The sequence below is a fragment of the Pseudooceanicola nanhaiensis DSM 18065 genome, from assembly GCF_000688295.1.
Lineage (GTDB): Bacteria > Pseudomonadota > Alphaproteobacteria > Rhodobacterales > Rhodobacteraceae > Pseudooceanicola > Pseudooceanicola nanhaiensis.
Genome location: NZ_JHZF01000011.1, coordinates 324,769 through 350,080 on the forward strand (window position 1 = coordinate 324,769; position 25,312 = coordinate 350,080).

21 protein-coding genes are annotated in these 25,312 nt (G+C 69.6%); 9 read left to right on the forward strand and 12 right to left on the reverse strand.

The genetic code is table 11. The features are described 5' to 3' along the window. Positions 1–47: 47 nt before the first annotated feature. Positions 48–1,277: an amidohydrolase family protein gene (locus tag Q344_RS0102505; RefSeq protein ID WP_028285268.1), complete on the reverse strand. Its 1,230-nt coding sequence runs from the start codon at positions 1,275–1,277 to the stop codon at positions 48–50. 209 nt (positions 1,278–1,486) lie between these two features. On the opposite strand from Q344_RS0102505, the gene Q344_RS22945 reads away from it, so the two are divergent. From Q344_RS22945 to Q344_RS0102550, 9 genes are all read left to right on the forward strand, one after another. Beyond that, the gene (locus Q344_RS22945) at positions 1,487–2,164 is read left to right on the forward strand and encodes an HAD family hydrolase (RefSeq protein ID WP_036538221.1); all 678 of its coding nucleotides are present in this window, start codon (positions 1,487–1,489) and stop codon (positions 2,162–2,164) included. Position 2,165: 1 nt separating this feature from the next. Continuing rightward, positions 2,166–3,128, forward strand: a complete 963-nt coding sequence (locus tag Q344_RS0102515; protein ID WP_028285269.1) for a sugar-binding transcriptional regulator — start codon at positions 2,166–2,168, stop codon at positions 3,126–3,128. Positions 3,129–3,243: 115 nt separating this feature from the next. Next, positions 3,244–4,554 carry an ABC transporter substrate-binding protein gene (locus Q344_RS0102520; protein WP_028285270.1) on the forward strand — a complete coding sequence of 437 codons (1,311 nt, stop codon included), beginning with the start codon at positions 3,244–3,246 and terminating at the stop codon, positions 4,552–4,554. A 119-nt stretch (positions 4,555–4,673) separates the two neighbouring features. Beyond that, positions 4,674–5,546: a carbohydrate ABC transporter permease gene (locus tag Q344_RS0102525; RefSeq protein WP_028285271.1), complete on the forward strand. Its 873-nt coding sequence runs from the start codon at positions 4,674–4,676 to the stop codon at positions 5,544–5,546. Positions 5,547–5,681: 135 nt separating this feature from the next. Further along, positions 5,682–6,512, forward strand: coding sequence for a carbohydrate ABC transporter permease (locus Q344_RS0102530; protein WP_028285272.1), 831 nt, complete (start codon positions 5,682–5,684; stop codon positions 6,510–6,512). Positions 6,513–6,522: 10 nt separating this feature from the next. Continuing rightward, positions 6,523–7,527, forward strand: coding sequence for an ABC transporter ATP-binding protein (locus Q344_RS0102535; protein ID WP_028285273.1), 1,005 nt, complete (start codon positions 6,523–6,525; stop codon positions 7,525–7,527). Continuing rightward, the gene (locus tag Q344_RS0102540; protein WP_028285274.1) at positions 7,524–8,297 is read left to right on the forward strand and encodes an L-iditol 2-dehydrogenase; all 774 of its coding nucleotides are present in this window, start codon (positions 7,524–7,526) and stop codon (positions 8,295–8,297) included. Before Q344_RS0102535 ends, Q344_RS0102540 begins: the two co-directional genes overlap by 4 nt. A gap of 2 nt (positions 8,298–8,299) precedes the next feature. Next, on the forward strand, positions 8,300–9,766 hold the full coding sequence (locus Q344_RS0102545) for a mannitol dehydrogenase family protein (protein ID WP_036538223.1): 1,467 nt from the start codon (positions 8,300–8,302) through the stop codon (positions 9,764–9,766). A 3-nt stretch (positions 9,767–9,769) separates the two neighbouring features. Then, the gene (locus tag Q344_RS0102550; RefSeq protein ID WP_028285275.1) at positions 9,770–10,696 is read left to right on the forward strand and encodes a carbohydrate kinase family protein; all 927 of its coding nucleotides are present in this window, start codon (positions 9,770–9,772) and stop codon (positions 10,694–10,696) included. Between the two features lie 39 nt (positions 10,697–10,735). Here Q344_RS0102550 and Q344_RS0102555 read toward each other — a convergent pair whose 3' ends face one another. The 11 genes from Q344_RS0102555 to Q344_RS0102605 form a co-directional block, all read right to left on the reverse strand. Continuing rightward, complete coding sequence (locus Q344_RS0102555) at positions 10,736–11,005, reverse strand: DksA/TraR family C4-type zinc finger protein (RefSeq protein ID WP_028285276.1); 270 nt, start codon at positions 11,003–11,005, stop codon at positions 10,736–10,738. Between the two features lie 59 nt (positions 11,006–11,064). Continuing rightward, entirely contained in the window at positions 11,065–12,306 is a 1,242-nt protein-coding gene (locus Q344_RS0102560; RefSeq protein ID WP_028285277.1) for an OpgC family protein, read from the reverse strand. Then, the gene (mdoH, locus tag Q344_RS22950; RefSeq protein ID WP_051630215.1) at positions 12,293–14,065 is read right to left on the reverse strand and encodes a glucans biosynthesis glucosyltransferase MdoH; all 1,773 of its coding nucleotides are present in this window, start codon (positions 14,063–14,065) and stop codon (positions 12,293–12,295) included. Before mdoH ends, Q344_RS0102560 begins: the two co-directional genes overlap by 14 nt. Before the next feature lie 4 nt (positions 14,066–14,069). Next, positions 14,070–14,237: a hypothetical protein gene (locus tag Q344_RS26015; RefSeq protein WP_156954618.1), complete on the reverse strand. Its 168-nt coding sequence runs from the start codon at positions 14,235–14,237 to the stop codon at positions 14,070–14,072. Further along, positions 14,234–15,847 carry an OpgD/OpgG family glucan biosynthesis protein gene (locus tag Q344_RS0102575; protein WP_336042111.1) on the reverse strand — a complete coding sequence of 538 codons (1,614 nt, stop codon included), beginning with the start codon at positions 15,845–15,847 and terminating at the stop codon, positions 14,234–14,236. Before Q344_RS0102575 ends, Q344_RS26015 begins: the two co-directional genes overlap by 4 nt. Before the next feature lie 205 nt (positions 15,848–16,052). Continuing rightward, the gene (locus Q344_RS0102580) at positions 16,053–19,160 is read right to left on the reverse strand and encodes an efflux RND transporter permease subunit (RefSeq protein WP_028285279.1); all 3,108 of its coding nucleotides are present in this window, start codon (positions 19,158–19,160) and stop codon (positions 16,053–16,055) included. A gap of 4 nt (positions 19,161–19,164) precedes the next feature. Continuing rightward, positions 19,165–20,391: an efflux RND transporter periplasmic adaptor subunit gene (locus Q344_RS0102585; protein WP_028285280.1), complete on the reverse strand. Its 1,227-nt coding sequence runs from the start codon at positions 20,389–20,391 to the stop codon at positions 19,165–19,167. Positions 20,392–20,404: 13 nt separating this feature from the next. After that, positions 20,405–20,875, reverse strand: a complete 471-nt coding sequence (locus Q344_RS0102590) for a GbsR/MarR family transcriptional regulator (RefSeq protein WP_028285281.1) — start codon at positions 20,873–20,875, stop codon at positions 20,405–20,407. 119 nt (positions 20,876–20,994) lie between these two features. Then, a complete protein-coding gene (locus Q344_RS0102595; protein WP_028285282.1) occupies positions 20,995–22,227 on the reverse strand; it encodes an acyl-CoA dehydrogenase family protein in 1,233 nt (410 codons plus the stop codon). A 13-nt stretch (positions 22,228–22,240) separates the two neighbouring features. Continuing rightward, entirely contained in the window at positions 22,241–23,356 is a 1,116-nt protein-coding gene (locus Q344_RS0102600; RefSeq protein ID WP_028285283.1) for an acyl-CoA dehydrogenase family protein, read from the reverse strand. A gap of 34 nt (positions 23,357–23,390) precedes the next feature. Next, the gene (locus tag Q344_RS0102605) at positions 23,391–24,950 is read right to left on the reverse strand and encodes an AMP-binding protein (protein ID WP_229669123.1); all 1,560 of its coding nucleotides are present in this window, start codon (positions 24,948–24,950) and stop codon (positions 23,391–23,393) included. Positions 24,951–25,312: the final 362 nt, after the last annotated feature.

Genomic DNA, 25,312 nt, shown 5'->3' on the forward strand with positions numbered 1-25,312 from the left:
GCGGGCACCGTCCTGCGCGACCTAGCGCTTGAGCTTTCCGCTTCAAGCTACTGGCCCGGGGGGAAAAGCCGCTCTGCGGGGCGTTCGAAGCTGAGCCGCCCGGCCTTCATCCCCCAGAGCGGGCGGGCGATCTCGGCCACCGCCATCGCGTCGCTCTCGGAGGGCAGCAGGACGAGGTCGGCCACCGTGCCCGGGGCGATCACGGGGTCCCGGCCGAGCAGGCGGCGCGGCGCCTCGGTCACCATCCGGAAACTCCGGGACAGGTCCTCGGCCGCGCCCAGTTGCGCCACGTTGGCGAACAGGTTCGCCATCCGCGGCAGCGACAGGTCGCCGTAGGGCGTGAAGGGGTTCAGCACGTTGTTGGTCGCCACCGTGCAGCAGACCCCCGCGCGGTCGAAGAGATGCGCGGGCGCCACCCCGCGCGGCACCGCGTGATCGCGGTCCCGGCCGGTCATGAAGAGGTCGGTCGCGGGCAGCACGGTCAGCGCGACGCCCGCGTCCCGCATCGCCGTAATGGTCCGGGCCAGCGGCTCGGGCGGCAGCATCGACAGCTTCGTCACATGGCCGACCGTGACCCGCCCGCCCATGCCATGCGCGTCCGTCTGGCGGATCACCGCGTCGAGGTGGCGCCAGCTGGTGTCGAGGTCGAAGTCGAGATGCAGGTCGAGGTCCACGCCGAACTCCCGCGCCATGTCGAAGACACGCGCGATATGGCCGATGGGATCGCGGTCGGTGTAGGGACAGCCGCCCAGCAGATCGGCGCCGTCGTTCAGCGCGTCGCGGAGGAGCGCCTCGGTCCCGGGGAGGTTCAGCAGGCCTTCCTGCGGGAAGACGCAGATCTGCAGCTCGAGCGCCCAGGCGAAATCCGCCTTGAGCTGCCGGACCGCGTGGAACCCGGCAAGGCCCACGATGGGGTCGATCTCGACCTGGGTGCGGATCAGGTTGGTGCCCTGCGCGATCGCCTTCTCCAGCACGTGGGCGCCGCGGGCATAGACATCGGCCTTGGTGAAGTCGCGCTTCGCGGCGCTGACCGCGGCGATGGCGCCCTGCAGCGTGCCCGCGGGATTGGCGGCGCGTTCGAGCAGGCAGGCCTTGTCGAGGTGCAGGTGGCTGTCCGCGAAGCCGCGGATCAGCCGTCCGCCCCGGGCCTCGAGCGCGGGCGCGTCGCTGTCGATCCGCGGCGCGATCGCGGCGATGCGCCCCTCGGCCACCAGCAGATCGACCGGATCGGCCCCGTCGGCGATCCGGGCCTGCCGGATGACACGGGGGCCGCTCACCTCTGCCCCGCCGGGGCTCGCGCGCCCTGCCGTCTGTTCCGCAAAGTCATGACCTGCCTGCCTTTTCCACCCCGAACCGCGGCGCCGAGTTCAGCCGATCCCCTGCGCCCCGGCAAGCCCCGGAGCCCGGAACAGGCCCTGTCGCGCAACGAGACGGTTGTTTTCGCGGCACCGGACGGGATAGCTGCCCCGGAACGGAGGAGCGTCTGATGCTGCCATACGATCTTGTCATCTTCGACTGCGACGGCGTGCTGATCGACAGCGAGGTGATCTCGGCCCGGATGCTGGTCGAGGAACTGAAGGGCCACGGCGTCGAGGTGGATCTCGCCTATGTGGCCCGGCATTTCCTCGGGCGGAGCTATCCGGTGGTGCTGACCCAGATCCGCGCCGATTTCGGCATCGACCTGCCGGACGGGTTCGAAGCCGATTACCGCGCCCGCCTGCTTGCGGCCTTCGACCGGGATCTCGCGGTGATGGCCGGGGTGGAGGCGGTGCTCGACCGCCTCGCCGTGCCGTTCTGCCTTGCGACCAGTTCCAGCCCGGGACGGCTGGCCTTCTCGCTGAAGCGCACCGGGCTTGCGCCGCGGTTCGAGGGGCGGGCGGTGACGGCCTCCGAGGTGAAGCGCGGCAAGCCCGCGCCGGACCTCTTCCTGCACGCGGCCGAGACATTCGGCGCGGCCCCCGTCCGCTGCCTCGTGATCGAGGACAGTTTCGCGGGCATCCGCGCCGGCCTCGCCGCCGGGATGACGGTCTGGCATTTCACCGGCGGCAGCCACCTGCGCGGGCTCGACCTGCGGGCCGATCCGATGGCCGTGCCGGACGCGGCGCTTGCGTCTTTCGACGAATTCTTCAACCTTTGTCCCCACTTGAGAACGGAGACCGCCTGACATGGCCGGACGGAAGGATGACGACCGCGACGTCTCGCCCCGCGATTTCGCGGCGCGGGCGGCCTGGATGTCCTTCGTGGGCGGGCTGACGCAGGACCAGATCGCGCAGGAGCTCGGCATCTCGCGCCAGCGCGCGCAGCGGCTGGTGGCGCGGGCCACGGCCGAGGGGCTGGTGCGGGTGCGCATCGCCCACCCGATCGCCACCTGTCTCGAGCTGGAGCGCGCGCTCAAGGCGCGGTTCGGACTGGACGGCGCCTGGGTCTCGCCCCGTGCCGGCGGCTCGGCCGATGTGCTGGAGGGGCTCGCGAGCTTCGCCGCGCCGGTGCTGGAGCGCGTCTTCCGCGCCGAGGCACCGCAGACCATCGCGGTCGGCACCGGGCGGACGCTCCGTGCGGTGATCGAGCATGTCGAGAAGCTCGACGGCGCGCATCACAAGCTGGTCGCGCTCAATGGCAACGTCGCGCCCGACGGCTCGGCCACGGCCTACGAGGTCATCGTCCGGCTGGCCGAGAAGATGAACGCGCCGCAATATCCGCTGGCGATCCCGGTCGTGGCGCGGACGCGCGAGGAATACGCGCTCTATCTCTCGATGCCGCATGTGAAGGCCTCGCGCGAGCTGGCGATCGCGGCCGATGTCGCCTTCGTGGGCCTCGGCCAGATCGCCGACGACGCGCCGCTCTATGTCGACGGCTTCATCACCGCCGAGGAACTGGCGAGCCTGCGTGCGGCGGGGGCGGCGGGCGAGATGGCGGGGCATGTCTTCGACGCGTCCGGGCGCTACCTCGACCACCCCGTGAACGAGCGAATCATGGGGGTGCGTCCGACCGTCTCGCACAACCCGGTCTGCTGCATCGCGGCCGGTCCGACCAAGCTCACGGCGCTGCGTGGCGCGCTGGCCGGGGGGCTCTTCAACCAGCTCATCACCGACGAGATCACCGCGCAGGCTCTTCTGGACAAGGCCTGAGCCGGCGCGACGGCGCCATGCTGCACCCGCAGGACCGGGGGCTTGACTTTGCCGTGAAGTAAATCGAGCATATGCTCGTAAGATGGGCAAATGCCCGCGCACGGGAGGAGACCTGATGACACCGAAATTTCGCGCCCTGATGGGAGCGTGCGCCACCGCCGCACTCGCCACGGCGGCGGGCGCCGAGACGATCACCATCGCCACCGTCAACAACGGCGACATGATCCGGATGCAGAAGCTGGCCGACGCCTTCACCGAGGCGAACCCGGACATCGAGCTGGAATGGGTCACGCTGGAAGAGAACGTGCTGCGCCAGCGCGTGACGCAGGACGTGGCCACCAGCGGCGGCCAGTTCGACGTGATGACGATCGGCACCTACGAGGTTCCGATCTGGGGCAAGCAGGGCTGGCTGGTGCCGCTCGACGACCTGCCCGAAAGCTACGACGTGGACGACCTGCTGCCCGCCATCCGCGGCGGCCTGACGGTCGACGGCAGCCTCTATGCCGTGCCGTTCTACGGCGAGAGCTCGATGGTCATGTACCGCAAGGACCTGATGGAGGAAGCCGGGCTCGAGATGCCCGACGCGCCAAGCTGGGATTTCATCAAGGAAGCCGCGGCGGCGATGACCGACAAGGAGGCCGAGCAATACGGCATCTGCCTGCGCGGCAAGGCCGGCTGGGGCGAGAACATGGCCTTCCTGTCGGCGATGGCGAACTCCTACGGCGCGCGCTGGTTCGACGAGGAATGGAATCCGCAGTTCGACGGCGAGGCCTGGAAGGCGGCGCTGACCGATTACCTCGAACTGATGAACGAATACGGGCCGCCGGGTGCCTCGTCCAACGGGTTCAACGAGAACCTCGCGCTGTTCCAGCAGGGCAAGTGCGGGATGTGGATCGACGCCACCGTCGCCGCCTCCTTCGTGACCAACCCGACGGATTCCACCGTGGCCGAGGATGTCGGCTTCGCGCTGGCGCCCGACAAGGGGCTGGGCAAGCGGGGCAACTGGCTCTGGGCCTGGTCGCTGGCGGTGCCCGCGGGGACCGACGCGGAGGCCTCGGCCAAGAAGTTCGTCGAATGGGCGACCTCGAAGGAATATACGGAGCTCGTGGCCGAGACCGAAGGCTGGGCCAATGTGCCGCCGGGCACGCGGACCTCGCTCTACGAGAACCCGGAATACCAGAAGGTGCCCTTCGCGCAGATGACGCTCGAGTCGATCAACGCGGCCGACCCGACCAACCCGACGGTCGATCCGGTGCCCTACACCGGCGTCCAGTTCGTCGCGATCCCCGAGTTCCAGGCCATCGGCACGGCGGTCGGGCAGCAGTTCTCGGCGGCGCTGGCCGGGCAGGTCTCGGCCGAAGAGGCGCTGTCGCGGGCCCAGGCCCTGACCGAGCGCGAGATGAAGCGCGCCGGCTACATCAAGTGAGCTGACGCGCCTTCCCCGGGGCCGCCCCTCCTGCGGCCCCGGGTCTTCCTCCGGCACGGCGCGCTCCGACTTCCCTTGCGGGGAGCCCGTGCCGGACCCTTTCTCGAGGCCCGCTTCCCATGTCCACGAAGGCATCCCGATCCGCGGCACGCGCGATGATCTCTCCCTCGGTGCTCCTCCTGCTGTGCTGGATGGTGGTGCCGCTGGCGATGACGGTCTGGTTCTCGCTCCTGCGCTACAACCTGCTGATGCCCGGGGCGCATCCCTTCGTCGGGCTCGAGAACTACCAGTATTTCGTATCGGATCCCGCATTCACCGATGCCATCGTGAACACCCTGCTGCTGGTTGGCGGCGTGCTGCTGATCACCGTGGTTGGAGGGGTCCTCCTCGCCCTGCTCCTGGATCTGCCGATCTGGGGGCAGGGCATCGTCCGCATCATGGTGATCGCGCCGTTCTTCGTCATGCCCACCGTTTCGGCGCTGGTGTGGAAGAACATGTTCTTCGATCCGGTGAACGGGCTGTTCGGGCATCTGGCCAAGACCATCGGGGTGCAGCCCTACGATTTCCTCGCGCAGGCGCCGCTGGCCTCGATCATCGGGATCGTGAGCTGGCAATGGCTGCCCTTCGCGACGCTGATCCTGCTGACCGCGCTGCAATCGCTCGACAGCGAGCAGCTCGAGGCCGCGGAGATGGACGGGGCGGGGGCGTTCGCGCGCTTCTACCACATCGTGGTGCCGCATCTCGCGCGGGCGGTGACGGTGGTGATCCTGATCCAGACGATCTTCCTTCTGTCGGTCTTCGCCGAGATCTTCGTGACCACCAACGGTGGCCCGGGGACGGCGTCGACCAACCTCACCTACCTCATCTACAAGGAGAGCCTGCTGAGCTTCGACGTGGGCACCGGCAGCGCGGGCGGCGTGATCGCCATCATCCTCGCCAATATCGTGGCGATCTTCCTGATGCGGATGATCGGGAGGAACCTCGATGCGTGACGCTGGCGGAACCGTCGTGACGCGCCGCGGGGCGGCGCGTGCCTCCGGCGGGAGTATTTCCGGAAAGATGAAGCGGGGCGCGGCGCGTCCCATCCAGGGCCGTGCCGGCGGACCCGGTGCAGGGAGGGCGGTCTGATGGCCCGTGCGGTGACCCCGCGCCGGAAGGCGTTCAACACTCTGGCGGCGTGGATCGTGGGGGTGCTCGTCTTCTTCCCGATCCTCTGGATCGTGATCCTGTCGTTCAAGACGGAAGGCGACGCGATCAAGACGCCGCTCGCGGTGCTCTCCGCCCCCTGGACGATGGAGAGCTATGCGGTGGTGCAGGAGCGTTCGGACTACTTCCGGCACTTCTGGAACTCGGTGGTGATCTCGCTGGGCTCCACGGTCATCGGGCTGGTGATCGCGGTCCCCTCCGCCTGGGCCATGGCCTTCGTGCCGGGCAGGCGAACGAAGGACGTGCTGATGTGGATGCTGTCGACCAAGATGCTGCCGCCCGTGGGGGTGCTGCTGCCGATCTACCTGATCTGCCAGTCCCTCGGCCTGCTCGACACGAAGATCGCGCTGGTCGTCATCCTGATGCTGATCAACCTGCCGATCATGATCTGGATGCTCTACACCTATTTCAAGGAGATCCCCCGCGACATCCTCGAAGCCGCCCGCATGGACGGGGCGTCGCTGAAGGAGGAGGTGCTCTATGTCCTCTTGCCGATGGCCGTGCCCGGCATCGCCTCGACGCTGCTTCTCAACATCATCCTCGCCTGGAACGAGAGCTTCTGGACGCTGAACCTGACGGCCGCCAAGGCCGCGCCGCTCACCGCCTTCATCGCGAGCTATTCCAGCCCCGAGGGGCTCTTCTACGCCAAGCTCTCGGCGGCCAGCACGATGGCGATCGCCCCGATCCTCATCATGGGCTGGTTCAGCCAGAAACAGCTCGTCCGCGGGCTCACCTTCGGCGCCGTGAAATAAGGACAGGACCATGGGACGCATCACGCTCGACAAGGTGTCGAAGAGCTTCGGCGAGGTGGAGGTCATCCCGCCGCTGGACCTGACCATCGACGACGGGGAATTCGTCGTCTTCGTCGGTCCCTCGGGCTGCGGGAAATCCACGCTGCTCAGGCTGATCGCGGGGCTCGAGGACGTCTCGGGCGGCGAGATCCGGATCGACCGGGAGCCCGCGACGCATCTGCCGCCCGCCAAACGGCGCCTCGCGATGGTGTTCCAGTCCTACGCGCTCTACCCGCACATGACGGTGCGCAAGAACATCGCCTTTCCGCTCAGGATGGCGGGGCTCGACAAGGCCGAGCAGGACCGCAAGGTCGAGGAGGCGGCGCGGGTCCTGAACCTGACCGACTACCTCGACCGGCGGCCCGGGCAGCTTTCGGGCGGGCAGCGGCAGCGGGTGGCGATCGGGCGGTCGATCGTGCGCGAGCCCTCGGCCTTCCTGTTTGACGAACCGCTCTCGAACCTCGACGCGGCGCTCCGGGTGGGGATGCGGCTGGAGATCTCCGAACTGCACGCGCGGCTCAAGACCACGATGATCTACGTCACCCACGACCAGGTCGAGGCGATGACCATGGCCGACAAGATCGTCGTGCTCCAGGCCGGGCGGATCGAACAAGTGGGATCGCCGCTGGAGCTCTACCGGACGCCGAAGAACGTCTTCGTGGCGGGCTTCATCGGCAGTCCGAAGATGAACCTCTTCTCGGGCCCCGAGGCCGCGAAGCACGACGCCCATACCATCGGGATCCGGCCCGAACATATCGCGGCCTCGACCACGGAAGGGACCTGGCAGGGCCGGGTCGTCGTGTCGGAGCACCTCGGCTCGGACACTTTCCTGCATGTGCATGACACGGGACTTGCCGAGGTGATGACGGTCCGGGTGGATGGCGAGTTCGACGTGCGGCACGGGGACAGTGTCTTCCTCACCCCCGAGCCGGACAAGATCCACCGCTTCGACGCCGCGGGGCTGCGGATCGCATGAAACGGCTCCAGGGAAGACGCGCCCTGATCACCGGCGCGGCCCGGGGGATCGGCGAGGCCTTCGCCCGCGCCTACCTCGCCGAGGGCGCGCAGGTGGCGGTGGCCGACATCGACCTCGGCCGGGCCGAGGCGGCCGCCGTGGACATGGGCGAGGGCGCCATCGCGATCGGCATGGACGTGAGCCGGCAGGAGAGCATCGAGGCGGGCGTCGCCGAGGCCGCGGCCCGGATGGGCGGCATCGACATCCTCGTGAACAACGCGGCGCTCTTCACCGCGGCGCCGCTGGCCGAGATCGAGCGCGCCGATTACGACCGCGTCTTCGCGGTGAACGTGGCGGGCGTGCTCTTCACCATGCAGGCCGTCGCGCGCCACATGATCGAGACCGGCACGCAGGGCGCGATCATCAACATGGCAAGCCAGGCCGGTCGCCGCGGCGAGCCGCTGGTCGCGGTCTACTGCGCCTCGAAGGCCGCGGTGATCAGCCTCACGCAATCGGCCGGGCTGAACCTCATCCGCCACGGGATCAACGTGAACGCCATCGCGCCGGGGGTGGTCGACGGCGCGCACTGGGACGGGGTCGATGCGCTCTTTGCCAGATACGAGGGCAAGGCGCCCGGCCAGAAGAAGGCCGAGGTGGGCGCGGCGGTGCCCTACGGGCGGATGGGCACGGCGGCCGACCTGACGGGCATGGCGGTGTTCCTCGCCTCGGACGAGGCCCGGTACATCGTCGCCCAGACCTACAACGTCGACGGCGGGAACTGGATGAGCTGAGGATGAAGCTTTCGGACGCAAACCTCTCGAACCTGCCGGGCCGGGTGGCGGCCCCGGTCTATGACCGCGCCGCGCTGCGCCCCGGCATCGTCCACATCGGCCTGGGCAATTTCCACCGCGCGCACCAGGCGTGGTATCTCCACCGGCTGATGCAGGCGGGCACGGCGCAGGACTGGGCCATCGTCGGGGCCGGGGTCCGGCCCTACGACGCCGGCCTGCGCGCGAAGCTGATGGCGCAGGACTGCCTGACCACGCTGATCGAGCTCGACCCCTCGGGCAAGTCCGCCGAGGTGGTGGGCGCGATGATCGACTACGTCCCGGTCGAGGAGGGCCACGGCCCGCTCATCGCCCGGATGGCCGATCCCGCGATCCGCATCGTCTCGCTCACCGTGACGGAGGGCGGGTATTACATCGACGCGGCCACCAAGGGGTTCGCGGCGGACCATCCGGACATGGTCCATGACGCGGCCCATCCCGACACGCCGCGCACGGCCTTCGGCGCGATGATCGCGGCGCTGAAGCGGCGGCGCGCGAGCGGGGCGGGGCCCTTCACCTGCCAGAGCTGCGACAACCTGCAGGGCAACGGCGGGGTCCTGCGGCAGACCCTGGTATCGCTCGCGCGGCTCTCGGACCCGGGTCTCGCGGACTGGATCGAAGCCGAATGCAGCTTTCCCAATTCCATGGTCGATTGCATCGTGCCCGCCACGGGGCCGAACGAGCTGGCCCTGGTGCGCGAGTTCGGGATCGAGGACACGGCCCCGGTCACCCACGAGAATTTCCGCCAATGGGTGATCGAGGACGATTTCTGCGCCGGCCGCCCCGACTGGGACCGGGCGGGGGCGACCTTCTCGGACCGGGTGCACGATTTCGAGACGATGAAGATCCGCATCCTGAACGGCGGCCACCAGGTGATCGCCGACCCGGGAGAGGTCATGTCCGTCGCCACCATCGCCGCGGCGATGGCGCATCCGCTGATCCACGGGCTCTTCCGCAAGGTCGAGAGCGAAGAGATCGTGCCCCATGTGGCGCCGGTGCCGGGCTACAGCGCCGCGGCGTATCTCGACCTGATCGACACGCGCTTCGCCAATCCCGAGATCGCCGACACCACCCGGCGCGTCGCCTTCGACGGGTCCAGCCGCCACCCGGGCTTCATCGTGCCCTCGATCCGCGACGGGCTGGCGAAGGGCGCGCCGGTGGAGGGGCTGGCGCTCGTCTCCGCGACCTGGGCGCGCTACTGCCTCGGCATCCGCGAGGACGGCTCGACGGTGGAGCCCAACGACCCGCATTGGGAGATGCTGACCGGCGTCGCGGCCGCGGCCAAGGAACGCCCCGAGGCCTGGCTCGGGATGCGCCAGTTCTACGGCGACCTCGGGGAGCAGGCGGCCTTCGCGAAACCCTTCGCCAAGTGGCTTCGCATGATCTATGCCGACGGCATGGAACAGACCCTGCACGCCTACCTGAACGGCTGAGCCATGAGCCAAGGGCGCATCCTCTGCTGCGGCGAGGCCCTGATCGACATGATCCCGGGCGGGGGCGGTTATGTCCCGCACACCGGCGGGGCGGTCTTCAACACCGCCATCGCCCTCGGACGGCTGGGCGCGCGGGCCGGGATGCTGACCGGGCTGTCGCGGGACATGTTCGGCGCGATGCTCGAGGCGGAGCTTGCCGCCTCGGGCGTCGAGACGGAGCTCGTGATCCGTTCGGACCGGCTGACCACGCTGGCCTTCGTGCAGCTGACCGAAGGCAAGGCGCGCTACACCTTCTATGACGAGAACTCCGCCGGGCGGATGATCTCGGCCGACGACCTGCCCGAGCTGCCGGAGGACGTCGGCACGCTTTTCTTCGGCGGCATCAGCCTCGTCGTCGAACCGGGGGCCGAGGCCTATGCCGCGCTCCTCTCGCGCGAGGCGGCGCGGCGGGTGGTGATGATCGACCCGAACATCCGGCCGGGCTTCGTGACCGACGAGGCGCGGTATCGCGCGCGGCTCGGCGCGATGATCGGGCAGGCGGACCTCATGAAGGTCTCGGACGAGGACCTCGACTGGCTGGTGCCCGGGGCGGCGACGGTGGCCGAGAAGCTCCGGTCGCTGCCGGGGCCGCACGTAACCGTGGTGACGGAAGGCGCGGCAGGGGCGACGGCCTATCTCTCCGGGGGTGGGGCGGTCTCCGTCGCGGCCCGCGCGGTCGAGGTGGCCGACACGGTCGGGGCCGGGGACAGCTTCAACGCCGGGTTCCTGGCCGCGCTGGACGCCCGGGGGCTGCTGAGCAAGCCGGGGATCGCCGGGATCGGCCCGGAGGCGGTAGAGGCGGCACTTGCCCAGGCCAACGCCGTCGCCGCGATCACCGTCTCGCGGGACGGGGCCAACCCGCCATGGGCGGCAGAGCTCGCCTCGGCCTGATGCGCAGCGCGCGGCAGGCCGGGCCCGTGCCGTCGCGCCCTACTTCAGCTGGCTGTCCTTCGATCCGCGCCGGTTGAACCCCGCGCGGGAGACCGGGCGGCCGTCGCGTTCCTGCTGGCAGTCGATGCAGAGCTTCACGCCCGGGATCGCCGTGCGGCGCGCCTCGGGGATCTCCTCCTCGCATTCCGCGCAATGGGTCCGGCTCTCGCCCATGGGGCTGCGGCGCGCCTTCATGCGCTCGAGCTCCTCGGCGATGGATGCCTCGATCTGTTCGCTCACCGCGCCATCGCGGGACCAGCCTCCGGCCATGTCGGGTTCCTCCGTTGCGGGATACACAACTTAGGGTGCCGCACCCCTTCCGTCAAAGGTCAGGCGCTGGCGGCACTGCGCCGCGTGGCGGCGCCCTCGATCGCTGCGGCCTCGCGCTGCGCCCTGCGCGCCCGCCGGCGCTGGTCATCCGCCAGCCACGCGGCGAGCAGCATCAGCGCGGCGCCGAGGAGCGGGTAGAGCCAGACGACGGCAGCCGAGGTCGGGTAGCCGTCCATCAGCACCTGGCCGACGAGCGCCAGCAGCGTCGCGACCGAGAACACCAGGAGCCCCTGCCGTCCGAGCAGGCGGAGCGGTGCGGCCCATGCCGAACCGCAGGCCCGCGTGACCGAGGGCAGGCAGGAGAGCACGTAGACCAGCGCCGCGACGTGCAGCAGGCGGGGCAGGCTGAGATAGGTCTTGTTGTGCGTCACGAAGAGGCGCGGGGCCCCGGCCTCACCCATGCGCCACATCTGGTGGTTCATGAAATCGCCGACCGCAGGCACCAGCCGCCAGGCCAGCACGAAGAGCAGCCAGCCGGCCGCCAGCGCGAAGAGCGGCCGCGAGACCGGCACGAGGCGTTCGTTCAGCCGCAGCCGCAGGCCGATCAGCAGGCCGAGCACGAAGACCAGCTGCCACGAGAGCGGGTTGAAGAACCATTCGCCGTTGCCGGGGAAGTTGATGATGTTCACCCGCGCGACGCCGGCCGCGAACCAGATGCCGACCGCGATCGCGGCCAGCACCATCGGGCGCCAGAGGCCGATCAGGATGGCTGCGGGTGCGAAGATCAGCAGCACGGAATAGGTCGGCAGGATGTTCACGTAGCCGATCTGGTGCCCGAGGGTCACGACGCCGAAAAGCACCTCTTCGGGGTTCTCGAAGACCCCGGCCAGGTTGTGCGGCCGGAAGAGCTGCGGCATGCCGAAGAAATCGGCGCCACCGGCGAAGATCGCGACCGCCCAGAAGGTCAGGAAGATGTGGACGAGGTAGAGCGTCCAGGACCGTTTCCAGACCGGCGCCACGGCGGGCCAGAAGCCGTTCGCGCTCCGCGCCTCGGGCAGGAAGCGGCCCGAATAGGCAAGGCCGGCGGCCACGCCCGACATGACGAAGAAGCCCTCGGCCGCGTCCGAGAAGCCCCAGTTCCGCAGGGTGCCGTGTTCGTAGGGATTGCCCGGCATGTGGTCGATGAAGATCATCAGCAGCGCCAGCCCGCGGAAGGCGTCGATCCGGGGATCGCGCGGCCGCCGGAGCGGCTGCTTGGTGCCCTTCGGGAAGGACAGGAGCTTGGCGTCAGGCTGCGACATCGCGGGCCTCTCCTTGATCGGCGGTCGCGGGGGCGGTCCAGCGGTCGCGCACGGCACGGTAGGCCGCGACGACCTCGGGGCGGGCGCCTTCCTCGGGCACCCGGAAGAAGGCGAGCCCCGTCGGCTGCGAACTGGCCGCGATGATGAGCGGCGCCAGCATCATCGGCAGGCACACGGGCAGCAGCCACGGCGCGAGCGCGGGCGCGAACCAGAGCGTGGCGCCGAAGGTCACGACGCCGGTTACCGTCAGCCAGAGCCCCGCCCGCAGCGACTGGCCGAGCGTCAGCCGCCCTTCGCCGCGCGCGTTGGCAGGCCAGCCGCCGTCCTGTCCGGCGAGGACCTGCAGCACGGCGCGGCTCTGGTAGAGCATCATGATCGGGGCGAGGATCGAGGTCAGGATGATCTCGGTCACGACCGAGGCGAGCGCGCCGAAGACGCCGCCGAAGCCGCGCGCCCGTCCGGTCAGGGCCGCCTCGGCGAGGATGGCGAACTTGGGCAGGATCAGGAGCCCCACGATCCCGAGCGCCAGCGCCGTCAGCTCGCGGGTCCGGTCGTCGGGGAAGACGGGGAAGAGCTGATAGGCGTCGGGGAAATAATCGGGCTCGGTGATCGTGACCGCCGCCACGACGGAGGCGACGAGGAAGCCCGCCCAGAGCAGCGAGACGAGGTAGGCGAAGATGCCCTGCAGGAAGACGAAGCGGCTCCACGGGGCGAGGCCCGGCGCGAAGAGGAGCCGGGCGTGCTGCAGGTTGCCCTGGCACCAGCGGCGATCGCGCTTGGCGAAGGCGAGCACGTTTTCCGGGCCTTCCTCGTAGGAGCCCTCGATCGTGCCGTCGACCTCGACTTTCCAGCCGTTCCGGGCCAGAAGCGCCGCCTCGACGTAATCGTGGCTCAGGATGTGGCCGCCGAAGGGCGCGCGGCCCTTCAGCTCGGGCAGGGCGCAGCTCTGCGCGAAGGCGCGCACGCGCACGATGGCGTTGTGGCCCCAGAACGGGCCGGTGACGCCCTGCATCCGGGCCAGCCCGCGGGTGAAGACGGGTCCGTGGAAGGCGGCCGAGAACTGCATCGCGCGACCGAAGAACGACCGCGCGGCCACGATCCGGGGCAGGGTCTGGAGCAGCCCGAGCTCGGGGTCGGCCTGCATCCTCGCGATCATGGTGCGGATCGCGGCGCCTTCCATCAGGCTGTCCGCATCGAGGATCACGGCAAGGTCGTAGGCCGCGCCCGAAGTGCGGAAGAACTCCTCGACGTTGCCGGCCTTGCGGCCCCGGTTGTCCTCCCGGCGGCGATAGAAGATGCGGCCCGTCCCGCCGGTGGTCTCCAGCAGGCGCACGAAGGCGTCGCGCTCGCGCTTGGCGGCCAGCGCGTCGCGCGTGTCGGAGAGGATGGCGAAATCGGCCTCCACCCCCGCGGCCTGCACCGAGGCGTCCATCGCGGCGATCCGGGCGAAGGTCTCGACCGGGTCCTCGTTGCAGATCGGCACGAGGATCACGCTGCGCGGCTGCGGCAGCACCATCTCGGGCGGCGCGCGGCGCCGCGCGGGGGGCAGGCCGGTGAAGGCCAGCGCCGCACCCCATGCCAGCCAGGCGGTCGTCACGAAGATCAGGCTGCTCCGGACGAGGTCCATCGTGTCGAACCCGTCGAGGATCACCGCTTCGGCCAGCAGCCCCGCGGCAAGGCCCGCGGCCAGCACGGCGCAGACCAGCGCGATGGCGCGCAGGCGGCGTGTGGCAGCGGTCGGGGCGGGGCGGGCGGACATGGCCTCAGCCGCGCAGGGGCGTGAAGATCAGGCGGAAGAGGGTCGCGAGGACCCCTTCCGCGGCGCGTTCGCGCTCGAGCGCCTGCCGCGGCATCGCCAGCGGCGCCTCGGGCGGCAGCCACGCATCCGCCTCGGTCGAGGCCGCGGCGGGAGAGGATTGGACAGTGCTCATTCCTTGACCCATTGATAGACCCAGGTTTCCGTCAGCACCCGGCCGTAGCCGGTCAGCAGCGCCTTGAGTTCGACGGTCGCGCCCGCTTCGCCGCGGGCCTCGATCACCAGCCGCCAGACATCCGTGCCCGGCACGCGGGACAGGACCTTCTCGACGATCTCGCCTCGGGAGGCGCTCACTTCCGGCGTAACCTCGCCTTCCGCGGGAAGTTCCGCCAGCAGGCCGCCTTCGAAGTCGATCACGAATTTTCGCGTGTCGGTCTTGTCCTTGACCCCGGAAACGCCGCCTTTTCCGGCGCGCGTGCGCACGACGTGGGCATGTTGCGAAGACCCGTCACCCTGCGGCGCCGCGCCCCAGTGCTGGCGATACGAGATCTCGAGCTGGTCGCCCGCGCGGGCTGGCTTCTCGGGGATCCAGTAGGCCACGATGTTGTCGTTGCCTTCCAGATCCGAGGGGATCTCCATCAGCCGCACGATGCCGCGGCCCCACTGGCCGATCGGTTCGATCATCAGCGAGGGGCGCGTCTCGTAGCGGGCCTGCGCGTCGAGGTAGTTCTCGAAATCGCGCTCGCGCTGGACGAGCCCGAAGGAGACCGGGTTCTCGGCCGAGAAATACGACCCCGCCAGCCGCGGCGGGTTGTTGAGCGGACGGAAGAAGGTCTCGCCCGAGGCCATGTTGACCACCAGCGCCTCGCTGTCATGGACGGCGGGGCGGTAATCGTCGAACGGGCCCTGATCGGCGCCGCCGAAAAGGAACATCGAGGTCAGCGGCGCGATGCCGAGCTGTTCGATGTCGCTGCGGAAGAAGAGCCGTGCGGTCACGTCCACGGTGGTCGTCTCGCCGGGGTTCAGCACGAAGCGATAGGCGCCGGTCAGGCTCTCGCTGCGCAGGGCGGCGTAGATCGTCACCGTCTCGGATCCGGGGGCGGGACGTTCGAGCCAGAAGTCGGTGAAGACGGGGAATTCCTCGCCGTCGGGCTGGCCGGTGTTGACCGAGAGGCCGCGGGCCGACAGCCCGTAATGGGTGTCGCGGCCGAGCGCGCGGAAGTAGCTTGCGCCGAGGAAGGCCGCCACCTCGTCGTGGCGGTCGGCGCGGTTCAGCGGCGCGAGCACGCGGAAGCCCGCGACGCCCGGCAGGTCGAAATCCTCGGGGATCTCCTGCTCGAGCCCGTGATATTCGAAATCGGCCGTCGAGAAGCTCATCCCGTGCGCCTTGCCATCCTCGACCTCGTGCAGGTGCACCGGCTCCTTGAAGAGCCATCCGAGGTGGAAGGCGTTGACGCGGAAGCCGCCCTCGCCGGTGTCGGCCCAGCGGGTGCGGTCACGGTCGAAGGCGATGCGCTGGTAGCCGTCGTAATCGAGCTCGGCGAGGAAGCCGCCGACCTGTTCCGGCGTCTTCGGCTCGCCCTTGCTGGCGGCAAGCATCCACTCGCTCAGGATGTCGAAGGAAAACGCCTCGCCTTCCGGCGCGGTCGGCGCGGCGGCGTCCTGGGCGAACAGACGGGCGGGCGAAAGAAGCATGGGCAGCGTCAGGGACCCGCCGAGACCACCGAGGAAGGCACGGCGGTGCGGCGGGCGCGGGGAGCGCACGGGGTCGTGGGCTTTAGGCAAGTGAGTCTCCTGTCCGAAACTGGACAAGAGATGTGATTGCCGCGATGCGGAAATCAATGCTGCACGTGCAGCAAGGGCGAGCGCTCGCCAAAAAAAATCGTTTGATAGGCGGTGTTTCGCCCAAAGATCTGACGGAGGGCGCGAACCGGCGGAACCCGAAGGCTCCGCCGGGGATTGGTCAGGGTTTGGCCCTCCGCGGGCCGGTTCAGGCGTGGGTCTCGTCGGGCGCCTTGGGCAGCAGGGGCCGGACCAGCCTCAGGAAGCCGTCCACGTAGGTCAGCAGCACCGGCACCACCACCAGCGTCAGCAGCGAGGACGAGATCAGCCCGCCGATCACCGCGTGGGCCATCGGCGCGTTCTGCCCCGAACCACCGTGCAGGTTGAGTGCCAGGGGCAGCATCCCGAAGATCATCGCCAGCGTCGTCATCACGATGGGCCGGAACCGCGTGCCGCCCGCCTCGATCAGCGAATCGTAGAGGTCCATCCCCGCGCGCCGGTGCTGGTTCGAGTTGTCGACGAGCAGGATCGCGTTCTTCACCACGAGCCCCATCAGCATCACGAAGCCGATGATCGAGAACATGTTGAGGGTGGAGCCGCCGACCAGCAGCCCGCCCATCACGCCGATCAGGGCGAGGGGGAGGGAGGACATGATCGCGACCGGCTGGACGAAGCTGCCGAACTGCGAGGCAAGCACGAGGTAGATGAAGACCACCGCCAGCGTCAGGGCGGCCCCGGCCGAGGCGGCGGATTCGGCGATCTGCTCGGCGTCGCCCCCGGTGCCGAGGTGATAGCCCGGCGGCAGGGCGAGGCTGTCCTTGGCCTCGGTCAGCGCGGGGTCCACGGCGCGGATGTCGACGCCGTCCAGCCCCGCCGTCACGCTGACCGAGCGTTCGCGGTTCTCGCGGTTTATGACGCCCGGGCCCACCGAATGGGTCACGCTCGCCAGCTGGTCGAGCCGGACGACCCCGGTCCCGTCGGCATTCGCGGCCACGGGCAGCGAGCCGAAGACGGCCGGATCGTTGCGCGCCGCTTCGGGCAGCCGCAGCACGACGTCGTAGGTCTCGCCGTCGGGGGCGGTCCAGTCCGACACCGTCTGGCCCTGGATCATCGGCGACAGCGCGTTGCCGACCTGCGCCACGGTCACGCCGAGGTCCGAGGCCGCCTCGCGGTCGACCTGCACCCCGATCGTCGGCTGCGGATCGTCGAGCGAGGTGCGCACGTCCACCATCCCCTCGATCTGCGACATCTTCGCGGCAAGATCATCGGCGAGGCGTTCCAGCACGTCCAGATCCTCGCCGTAGATCTTCACCTCGATCGGCGTGGCGACACCGCCGCCGAAGCCGCCCGAGGCGCCGACGCGGAACTTGGCGCCGGGGATCGCCGCGAGCGCCTCGCGGATCGGCGCGGCAAGCTGGGTCGGGTTCTGCTCGCGCTCGGTCGGGCCGGTCAGCTTGACGATGATCGCGGCCGAGTTCTCGCCCGAGTTGGTGCCCGAGTTGACGGTGGCATAGGTGCCCAGCACGTAGGGGAAGCCTTCCAGCGCCGCATCCACCTGCGCGATCTTCTCGGCGGTCCGGGCGAGCGGCGTGCCGACCGGCATCTCCATGTCGATCTGGACCTCGGAATTGTCCTCTGGCGGGACGAATTCGGCGCCGATGAACGGGAACAGGGCGAGCCCGCCGACAAAGGCCAGCACGGCGACGAGCAGCGTCGTCTTGCGCCAGTTCAGGCACCAGACGAGCAGGGCGCGATAGCGCCGGCCGACCCAGTCGAAGAACCGTTCGAACTGTGCCACGGCACGGCCCAGGGGCCCGCGCTTCGCGTTCTCGTCCGCCGCCGGGTCGTACCAGACCGAGGACATCATCGGGTCGAGCGTGAAGGAGACGAAGAGCGAGATCATCACCGCGACCGAGACCGTCACCCCGAACTGCAGGAAGAAGCGGCCGAGGATGCCCTCCATGAAGGCCACGGGCAGGAACACCGCGACGACGGAGAGCGTGGTGGCGAGCACCGCGAGGCCGATCTCGTTGGTGCCGTCGAGCGCGGCCTGGTGGTGCGACTTGCCCATCTGGAGATGGCGCATGATGTTCTCGCGCACCACGATGGCGTCGTCGATCAGGATGCCGACGGCGAGCGACAGGGCCATCATCGTCATCATGTTGAGCGTGAAGCCGAGGAAGTAGATCGCCGCCATGGTGCCGATGATCGAGATCGGCAGCGTGAGCCCGGTGATGACGGTCGAGCGCCACGAGTTGAGGAACAGGAAGACGATGATCGTGGCCAGCAGCGCGCCCTCGATCAGCATCGACTGCACGGATTCGAAGCTCTCTTCGACCGGCACGGCATTGTCGCGGATGATCTGGAAGGTGATGCCCTCGTAGAGCGGGTCCTCGCCCAGCTTCACGATCTCCTCGCGGATCGCCTCGGCCACCGCGACGGTGTTGGCGCCCTGCGTCTTGACGATGTCGACCGCCAGCGCCGGCGCGCCGTCGAGCATGGCGAGGCTGTCCTGTTCGGCAAGCTCGGGGCCGGTCCGGGCGACGTCGCTCAGCCGCACCGGATAGCCGCCGCGGCGCGCGACGATGATGTCGTCGAAGGCGCGCACTTCCTTCAGGCGCCCCTCGACCTGCACCGATTGCTTGGCGCCGCCCTCGGTCACCGAGCCGGCGGGCAGGTCGGTGTTCTCGCTGGCCAGCGCCTGCGCGATCTCGGGCGCGCCGATGCCGAGCGCGGCCATGCGGTTCGGGTCCAGCAGAACATGGATCTCGCGCGGGATGCCGCCCACGACAGAGGCGCGGCCGACGCCGGTGATGTTCGACAGGCGCGTGGCCAGCTGGTCCTCGGCCAGCGCGGTCAGCGTGCCGGCGTCGTAGCGGTCCGAGACGACCGCAACCGACATGACGGGCAGCTCCGATGGGTCGAACCGCAGGATCTGCGGGTCTTCGGCATTGTCCGGCAGCGTGCCCGAGATCTGCGCGATCCGGTCGCGCACATCCTGCGCGGCGACCGAGCTGTCGACCTCGAGATCGAACTGGATCAGCACCATGGAGGAGCCGGTCTGCGCCGTCGAGGTGATCGTGTCGATGCCGGACAGGGTCGATATCCCGTCCTCGATCGGCTTGATGATGTCGGCCTCCACCGCCTCGGGCGTCGCCCCGGGGTAGGAGGTGACGACGGCCACGACCGGGAAGTCCACGTCGGGCAGCTGCTCGACCGGCAGGCGGGTGTAGGAGAACAGGCCGATCACGAAGATCGCCACCATCATCATCGTGGCGAAGACCGGCTGGCTGACGGAGATGCGGGTGAGGATCATCGGCCTAGTTCCCGATCACGGTGATGGTCGTGCCGGGGTCGAGCCGCTCGAGCGCGCTGGCGACGATCACGTCGCCCGCGGCGAGGCCCGAGGTCACCTGATAGACTTGGCCGCCGTCCCAGGTCCGCGCCAACTCGACCGGCTGGCGGACGACCTGATCGCCCTCGACCTTCAGCACGTATTGCCCCTCGTCATCCTCGCGCAGGGCCGCGACGGGGATGCCGATCGCGTCCTCTGCCGCGTCGAGGATCAGCACGCCCGAGGCGAACATGCCGCCGCGCAGGGTGCTGTTGGAATTCTCGACCGTCGCGTAGATCGGCAGCATCCGCGTTCCGGCCTTCGCCACCGGCGAGACGCGGTCCACGGTGCCGGTGAAGACCTGATCGCCCAGCCCGTCGACCGAAACCTCGCCGGTCTGCCCGACCCTGATCCGCGGCGCGTAGATCACCGGGACCACCCCCTCGAGCGTCAGCGACGACAGGTCCACGATGGTCATCAGCGGCGTGCCGGGGCTGACGTAGGTGCCCGGATCGACCGCGCGTTCCGACACGGTGCCGGCAAAGGGCGCGGTGATCGTCGCCTTCTCGAGCGATTGCTCGGCATTCGCGACCTGCCGTTCCTGAACGGCGAGATTGGCCTCGAGCTGCCGCACCTGCGCCGCCTGGCTGTCGAGGGTCGAGACGCTGGCGACGCCCCGGTTCACCAGGCTCTGCGTGCGTTCGTATTCCGATTGCGCCAGTTCGAGCTGGGCGCGCGTGGCCTCGGCACTGGCGCGCTGCTGCTCGAGCTGGTTGGTCAGCGTCTCGATGTCGATCCTGACCAGCACCTGCCCCTGCTCGACGGGATCGCCGGGCTGGAGCGTGACCTCGTCCACCCGGCCCGCGACCTCGGCCGGGATCTCGAGCTTGTTGGCCGGATCGAGCGAGCCGGTGATCCGCGTCGTCTCGCGCAATTCCCCGGCCTCGACTTCGTGGAGCTCGGTCGACAGGACCTGCATCACGACCTCGCGTGCCTCCGCGGGCTCGGCCGGCGCGGCGGTCTCGGGATCGGCGCCGGTCAGCGCGTCCTCGCGGCCGAGCACGAGGTAGGCGGCCACCGCGGCGACCGCCACCAGGATCAGCAGCGGGGCCAGCCAGCGCCGCCGCTTGCGATAGGGCGGGGCCGCGCCGGAGGCCTCGTCGGCGCCCGCGGCGCGCTGCGCCCATTTCGGTTTCCGGGGATCGTTCGTCATCCGTGTGCCGCTCTCAGTTTGTCTCGGGGGAGGGGTCGGCCATGGCGGTGAGCCGGGCGGACCATGCATCGAGGAACTCTGCCGAATCGTCGTAGAAGGCCGCGAACCGCGCGATCTTGGCACGTTTCGCTTCCTCTTCGGGCGGGAATGTCCTGGCGACGCCCTGCACCGCGCGGGCGTGTTCGCGGAACCGCTCCGCCAGCGCGGGCAGCACGCGGCTCTGCGGATCGGGGTCGGCCTCCCAGAAATCCTGCCGTCCGCCGCCCCGCGTCTTCGAGGCCATGCCGCGCCGTTCCAGCAGGCGCGTGTTGGTCGAGGCGGAGGCCTTCGAGATCCCGAGCCGCCCGGCGATCTCGGCCAGGCTCATCGGCCGGTCGGACATCAGCAGCAGCGCGAGGATCATCCCCGCAATGCGCGGCGCGCCCTCGGACTGGTAGATCAGGCCGAGGGTCTCGATGAAGCGGTCGGTGGGCGTTTCGGACATGCAGGGGCCTTGGGTCGTTTCCGTTCAATTTGGATTGAACGTGACGCCATGCAAGTTCCGTCGCGACGGTGACGTTGGGTCATGCGGCGGGCAGGCAGCCCCGCCGCCCGCCCGGCGCGTCAGGATCGTCCGCGGCCGATGTCCTGAAACGGGACGTCCTTGTCGACCCGCGGATCGCCGGGCAGGCCCAGCACCCGCTCCGCGATGATGTTGCGCAGGATCTCGGAGGTGCCGCCCGCGATCCGCTGTCCGGGGGCGGCCAGCAGCGATTGCTGGAAGCTGCCCGCGCGCAGCGCCGTCTCGGGGTCCGAGACCATGCCGCCCGCACCCATCAGTTCCAGCGCGAGCCGCGCGATCTCCTGCTGTTTCATCGCGTTCACCAGCCGCCCGATGGAGGCCTCGGGCCCCGGCGTCTCGCCCCGCGACAGCGCGGTGATGGCGCGGAACCGCGCGCTCTTCACCCCGGCGGAGCGGGCGTAGATATCGGCCAGCCGGTCGCGGACCACGGGCGTGCGGATGGCGGGCACGCCGTCGATCTCGAATTCCTCGAGGAAGGCGATCAGGTCCTCGACATCGGGCCGCGGCTCGTCCCCGACCGCGAGGCGTTCGTTCATCAGCGTGGTCAGCGCCACCCGCCAGCCGTCCCCGACCGCGCCGAGGCGATGCGCGTCGGGCACCCGCAGGTCGGTGAAGAAGACCTCGTTGAAATGCGAGGCGCCGGACATCTGGTGGATGGGCCGGACCTCGACGCCGGGGGCGTGCATGTCGATGAAGAACATCGTGAGCCCCTTGTGCTTCGGCACCGTCGGATCGGTCCGGGTCAGCAGGATGCCGTAATCCGACAGATGCGCGCCCGAGGTCCAGATCTTCTGCCCGTTGATGACCCATTCGTCGCCGTCCCTGACCGCGCGGGTCCGGAGCCCCGCGAGGTCCGAGCCCGAGGCGGGTTCGGAAAAGAGCTGGCACCAGACCTCCTCGCCGCGGAGCGCGGGGCCGGTGTAGCGTTCGAGCTGCTCCTTCGTGGCATAGGCGATCATCGTCGGCAGGCACATGCCGAGGCCGATCTCGAAGACGCCGCGGGGGACGGTGTATTTCGCCTCCTCCTGGGTATAGATCACCTCCTCGATCGGCCCGCCGCCCTGGCCGCCCCATTCCTCGGGCCAGCGGATGCCGGCAAAGCCCGCCTCGGCCTTCTTCGCCTGCCAGGCCTTCGCGCGGGTCAGAGCCTCCGCGTCGATCCCGCGCGAGGGCGCAGGGGCCGCGCCGCGCACCCGCTTCTCGGCATGGGCGTCCAGGAAGGCGCGGACCTTCGCGCGGTACTCGGCTTCCGCTTTCGTGTCTTCGAGATCCATGTCGTTCCTCCCCTCAGGCCGCGTCGCGGCGTTCGAGCGCCGTGACCAGCCGGTCCTTCCAGAACCCCAGCGTGCCGTTCGTGAGCGCCAGCGCCCCCGCCCGGCGGTAATAGAGCTGCGGATCCGCCTCCCAGGTGAAACCGATGCCGCCGTGGGTCTGGATGTTCTCGGACGCGGCCAGCGTGAACGCCTGGATCGAGGAGACCCGCGCGGTGGCCGCGGCCAGCGTCAGGTCCCGCTCGCCCGAGGTCAGGCCGAGCGCGCCCATGTAGGCGTTGGACCGCGCCAGCTCGAGCGCCACGAAGACATCCGCCAGCTTGTGCTTGATCGCCTGGTTCGATCCGATGGGCCGCCCGAAGGCCATCCGCTCCTTGGCATAGGCAGTCGCCATGTCGAGGCAGGCCTGCGCGCCGCCGACCTCTTCGAAGGCGGTCAGGATCGCGGCCCGGTCGAGGAGGGAGAGCACCGTCTCCCACGGATCCTCGTTGGACTGGAGCACCTGCGCCGGCGCGCCGTCGAAATCGAGCCGGGCCTGCGGGCGGGAGGGGTCGAGCGTGTCGAGCGTCCCGCGCGTCACACCCTCCGCGCCCAAGTCCACCAGCACCTGCACGATGCGGCCGTCCGCGTCCCGCGCGGCGACGATGGCGATGTCGGCGGTGTCGCCGTCGGGCACCGGCCACTTGGTCCCGCTGAGCCTGCCGTCCGCGAAGCGCGCCTTCACCGCGCCGGGGGCGATCGCGCCCGGCCCCTCGGACAGCGCGAAGGTGCCGGTGGCCTCTCCGGAGGCGAGTTTCGGCAGCCAGGCCTCTTTTTGCTCCTCGGAGCCCGCGAGCATCAGCGCCTCGGCGGCGAGGAAGGCGGTCGAGGCGAAGGGCACGGGGGCGAGGGACCGGCCCAGTTCCTCGGCGATGACGCAGAGCGCCTCGTAGCCGATGCCATGACCGCCGTATTCCTCCGGGATTGCCGCGCCGGTCCAGCCCTGGGCGACGATGCCCTGCCAGAGCGCGGCGTTGTCGATCCCGCCGCCGTCGAGCGCGGCGCGCACCTTGGGCAGGCAGGTCTGCCCGGCCAGGAACCTGCGCCCCTGGTCCCTGATCTCGAGGCTCTCCGCAGAGAATTCCAGGTTCATCCGATGACCTCCCGTCCGTGTCCCATGTCCCCGCTCAGGCGGGCGTCTGTTCCCAATAGGGCGCGCGGAGCACCTTCTTGTAGAGCTTGCCATTGTCGCCGCGCGGCATCTCGGCGATGAACTCCACGCTCCGCGGGCATTTCACGTGGCTGAGGTTGGCGCGGCAGAAGGCGCTGATCTCGGCCGCCAGCGCGTCCGAGGGCACGACCCCCGCCTTGGGCTGGACCACCGCCTTCACCTCCTCGCCGAAATCCTCGTTCGGCACGCCGAAGACGGCGGCGTCCTCGATGTCGGGATGGGTGAGCAGCAGCGCCTCGACCTCCTGCGGGTAGATGTTCACCCCGCCGGACAGGATCATGAAGCTCTTGCGGTCGGTGAGATAGAGGTAGCCCGCATCGTCCACGTATCCGACATCGCCGATGGTCGACCAGGTTTCGGTCGGATGCCGGGACTCGGCGGTCTTGCCGGGGTCGTTGTGGTATTCGAACGGCGCGCCGCCCTCGAAATAGATCGTGCCGATCTCACCGGCGGGCAATTCGCGCCCGTCCTCGTCGCAGATGTGGAGCGTGCCGACCTTGGCCTGCCCGACCGAGCCGGGGCGCTCGAGCCATTCCTCGGAGGTGATCGAGCACTGGCCGTTGCCTTCGCTGCCCGCGTAATATTCCTGGATCACCGGCCCCCACCAGTCGATCATCGCGCGCTTGACGTCATGCGGGCAGGGGGCCGCGGCGTGGATGGCGCATTGCAGGGTCGAGAGGTCGTAGCGGTGCCGGACCTCCTCGGGCAGCTTGAGCAGGCGGTTGAAATGCGTCGGCACCCACTGGCTGTGGGTCACGCCGTAGCGTTCGATGTTCGCGAGGCAGGCCTCGGCATCGAACTTCCGCATCACCACGATGCACCCGCCGAGCCGCCCGATCCGGATCGTGTAGCCCAGGGGCGCCGCATGGTAGAGCGGCGAGGGGTGGAGGTAGACCGTGCTCGTGTCGAAGCCGTAGCGCTCGGCGGTTTTCGTCAGCAGCGCGTTCGGCACGCCGAAGGGGCCCTGCGGCATCGGTTTGCGCACCCCCTTCGGGCGCCCCGTGGTGCCGGAGGAATAGAGCATGTCGATCCCCTCCTGCTGGTCCGGGATCGGCGTGTCGGGCAGCCCGGCGAGTTCCGCGTCGAGATCGGCGAACCCCGGGGCGGCGCCGTCCGTCATCAGCCGCGCTTCGGCGGGCATGCAGGACAGGTCGAGCTGGCCGGCCACCGGCGCCATGGCCTGCGAGGTCAGGAAGAGCTTCGCGTCGCAATCCGCGAGGATGTATTCGATTTCCGCCTTCGTCAGATGTGTCGGCATCGGCGTCACACGCAGCCCGGCGCGGATCAGCCCCCAGAAGAGCGGCAGGTAATCGTAGCGGTTCTCCAGCAGCACGACCGCGTGGTCATGCGGCCTGAGCCCGAGCGCCCGCGCGAGATGCGCGACGCGGTTCGACATCGCCTCATAGGCGCCGAAGGTGATCACGCGGCCCGTCTCGGCCTCGATCACGGCGGGGCGGTCCGGTGTCCGGGCGGCCCAGACGCCGATGTGCAGTTCCTGTTGGTCAGCTGTCGCCACGATCTCCTCCTGTCGTGTCGTGAAGTCTAGGCGTCCGGCGGCGGATCGGGATCCGCCGTTCCGGGCGGGATCGCGGCGCCCGTCGCTTCAAGCGCGGCGGCTCTGCGGCGTCCGATCACGGCTCTCGCGGGCGTCGGGTGCGGTGCCGCGCGGTCGCAGGCCGGCGGGCCGTGGCGGCGCCTGCCTGTGGCGGTCCGCCGGGGCAAGGCCATCCGGGCGCGTCCTGCCCGCGCGCAGGGCGCGTCTTCGGTCGTATTCATGCCGGTGCCTCCTCCGCTGCCGTGTCGGGCGCCCGTCACCGTGGGGCGGTTCATGTCGTGCCTCATCGAGCCTAGGCCGCGTCTGCCGGAGCTGACAAGGCG

Excerpts from the sequence above, each read along its gene's own strand:
- Q344_RS0102560 (WP_028285277.1), bottom strand. The coding sequence starts at position 12,306 with ATGTCGCAGCCTGACGCCAAGCTCCTGTCCTTCCCGAAGGGCACCAAG.
- Q344_RS0102520 (WP_028285270.1), top strand. The coding sequence starts at position 3,244 with ATGACACCGAAATTTCGCGCCCTGATGGGAGCGTGCGCCACCGCCGCA.
- Q344_RS0102515 (WP_028285269.1), top strand. The coding sequence starts at position 2,166 with ATGGCCGGACGGAAGGATGACGACCGCGACGTCTCGCCCCGCGATTTC.
- Q344_RS0102530 (WP_028285272.1), top strand. The coding sequence starts at position 5,682 with ATGGCCCGTGCGGTGACCCCGCGCCGGAAGGCGTTCAACACTCTGGCG.
- Q344_RS0102595 (WP_028285282.1), bottom strand. The coding sequence starts at position 22,227 with ATGGATCTCGAAGACACGAAAGCGGAAGCCGAGTACCGCGCGAAGGTC.
- Q344_RS0102545 (WP_036538223.1), top strand. The coding sequence starts at position 8,300 with ATGAAGCTTTCGGACGCAAACCTCTCGAACCTGCCGGGCCGGGTGGCG.
- Q344_RS0102535 (WP_028285273.1), top strand. The coding sequence starts at position 6,523 with ATGGGACGCATCACGCTCGACAAGGTGTCGAAGAGCTTCGGCGAGGTG.
- Q344_RS22945 (WP_036538221.1), top strand. The coding sequence starts at position 1,487 with ATGCTGCCATACGATCTTGTCATCTTCGACTGCGACGGCGTGCTGATC.
- mdoH (WP_051630215.1), bottom strand. The coding sequence starts at position 14,065 with ATGTCCGCCCGCCCCGCCCCGACCGCTGCCACACGCCGCCTGCGCGCC.
- Q344_RS0102550 (WP_028285275.1), top strand. The coding sequence starts at position 9,770 with ATGAGCCAAGGGCGCATCCTCTGCTGCGGCGAGGCCCTGATCGACATG.
- Q344_RS0102540 (WP_028285274.1), top strand. The coding sequence starts at position 7,524 with ATGAAACGGCTCCAGGGAAGACGCGCCCTGATCACCGGCGCGGCCCGG.
- Q344_RS0102590 (WP_028285281.1), bottom strand. The coding sequence starts at position 20,875 with ATGTCCGAAACGCCCACCGACCGCTTCATCGAGACCCTCGGCCTGATC.
- Q344_RS26015 (WP_156954618.1), bottom strand. The coding sequence starts at position 14,237 with ATGAGCACTGTCCAATCCTCTCCCGCCGCGGCCTCGACCGAGGCGGAT.
- Q344_RS0102585 (WP_028285280.1), bottom strand. The coding sequence starts at position 20,391 with ATGACGAACGATCCCCGGAAACCGAAATGGGCGCAGCGCGCCGCGGGC.
- Q344_RS0102525 (WP_028285271.1), top strand. The coding sequence starts at position 4,674 with ATGTCCACGAAGGCATCCCGATCCGCGGCACGCGCGATGATCTCTCCC.
- Q344_RS0102600 (WP_028285283.1), bottom strand. The coding sequence starts at position 23,356 with ATGAACCTGGAATTCTCTGCGGAGAGCCTCGAGATCAGGGACCAGGGG.
- Q344_RS0102555 (WP_028285276.1), bottom strand. The coding sequence starts at position 11,005 with ATGGCCGGAGGCTGGTCCCGCGATGGCGCGGTGAGCGAACAGATCGAG.
- Q344_RS0102580 (WP_028285279.1), bottom strand. The coding sequence starts at position 19,160 with ATGATCCTCACCCGCATCTCCGTCAGCCAGCCGGTCTTCGCCACGATG.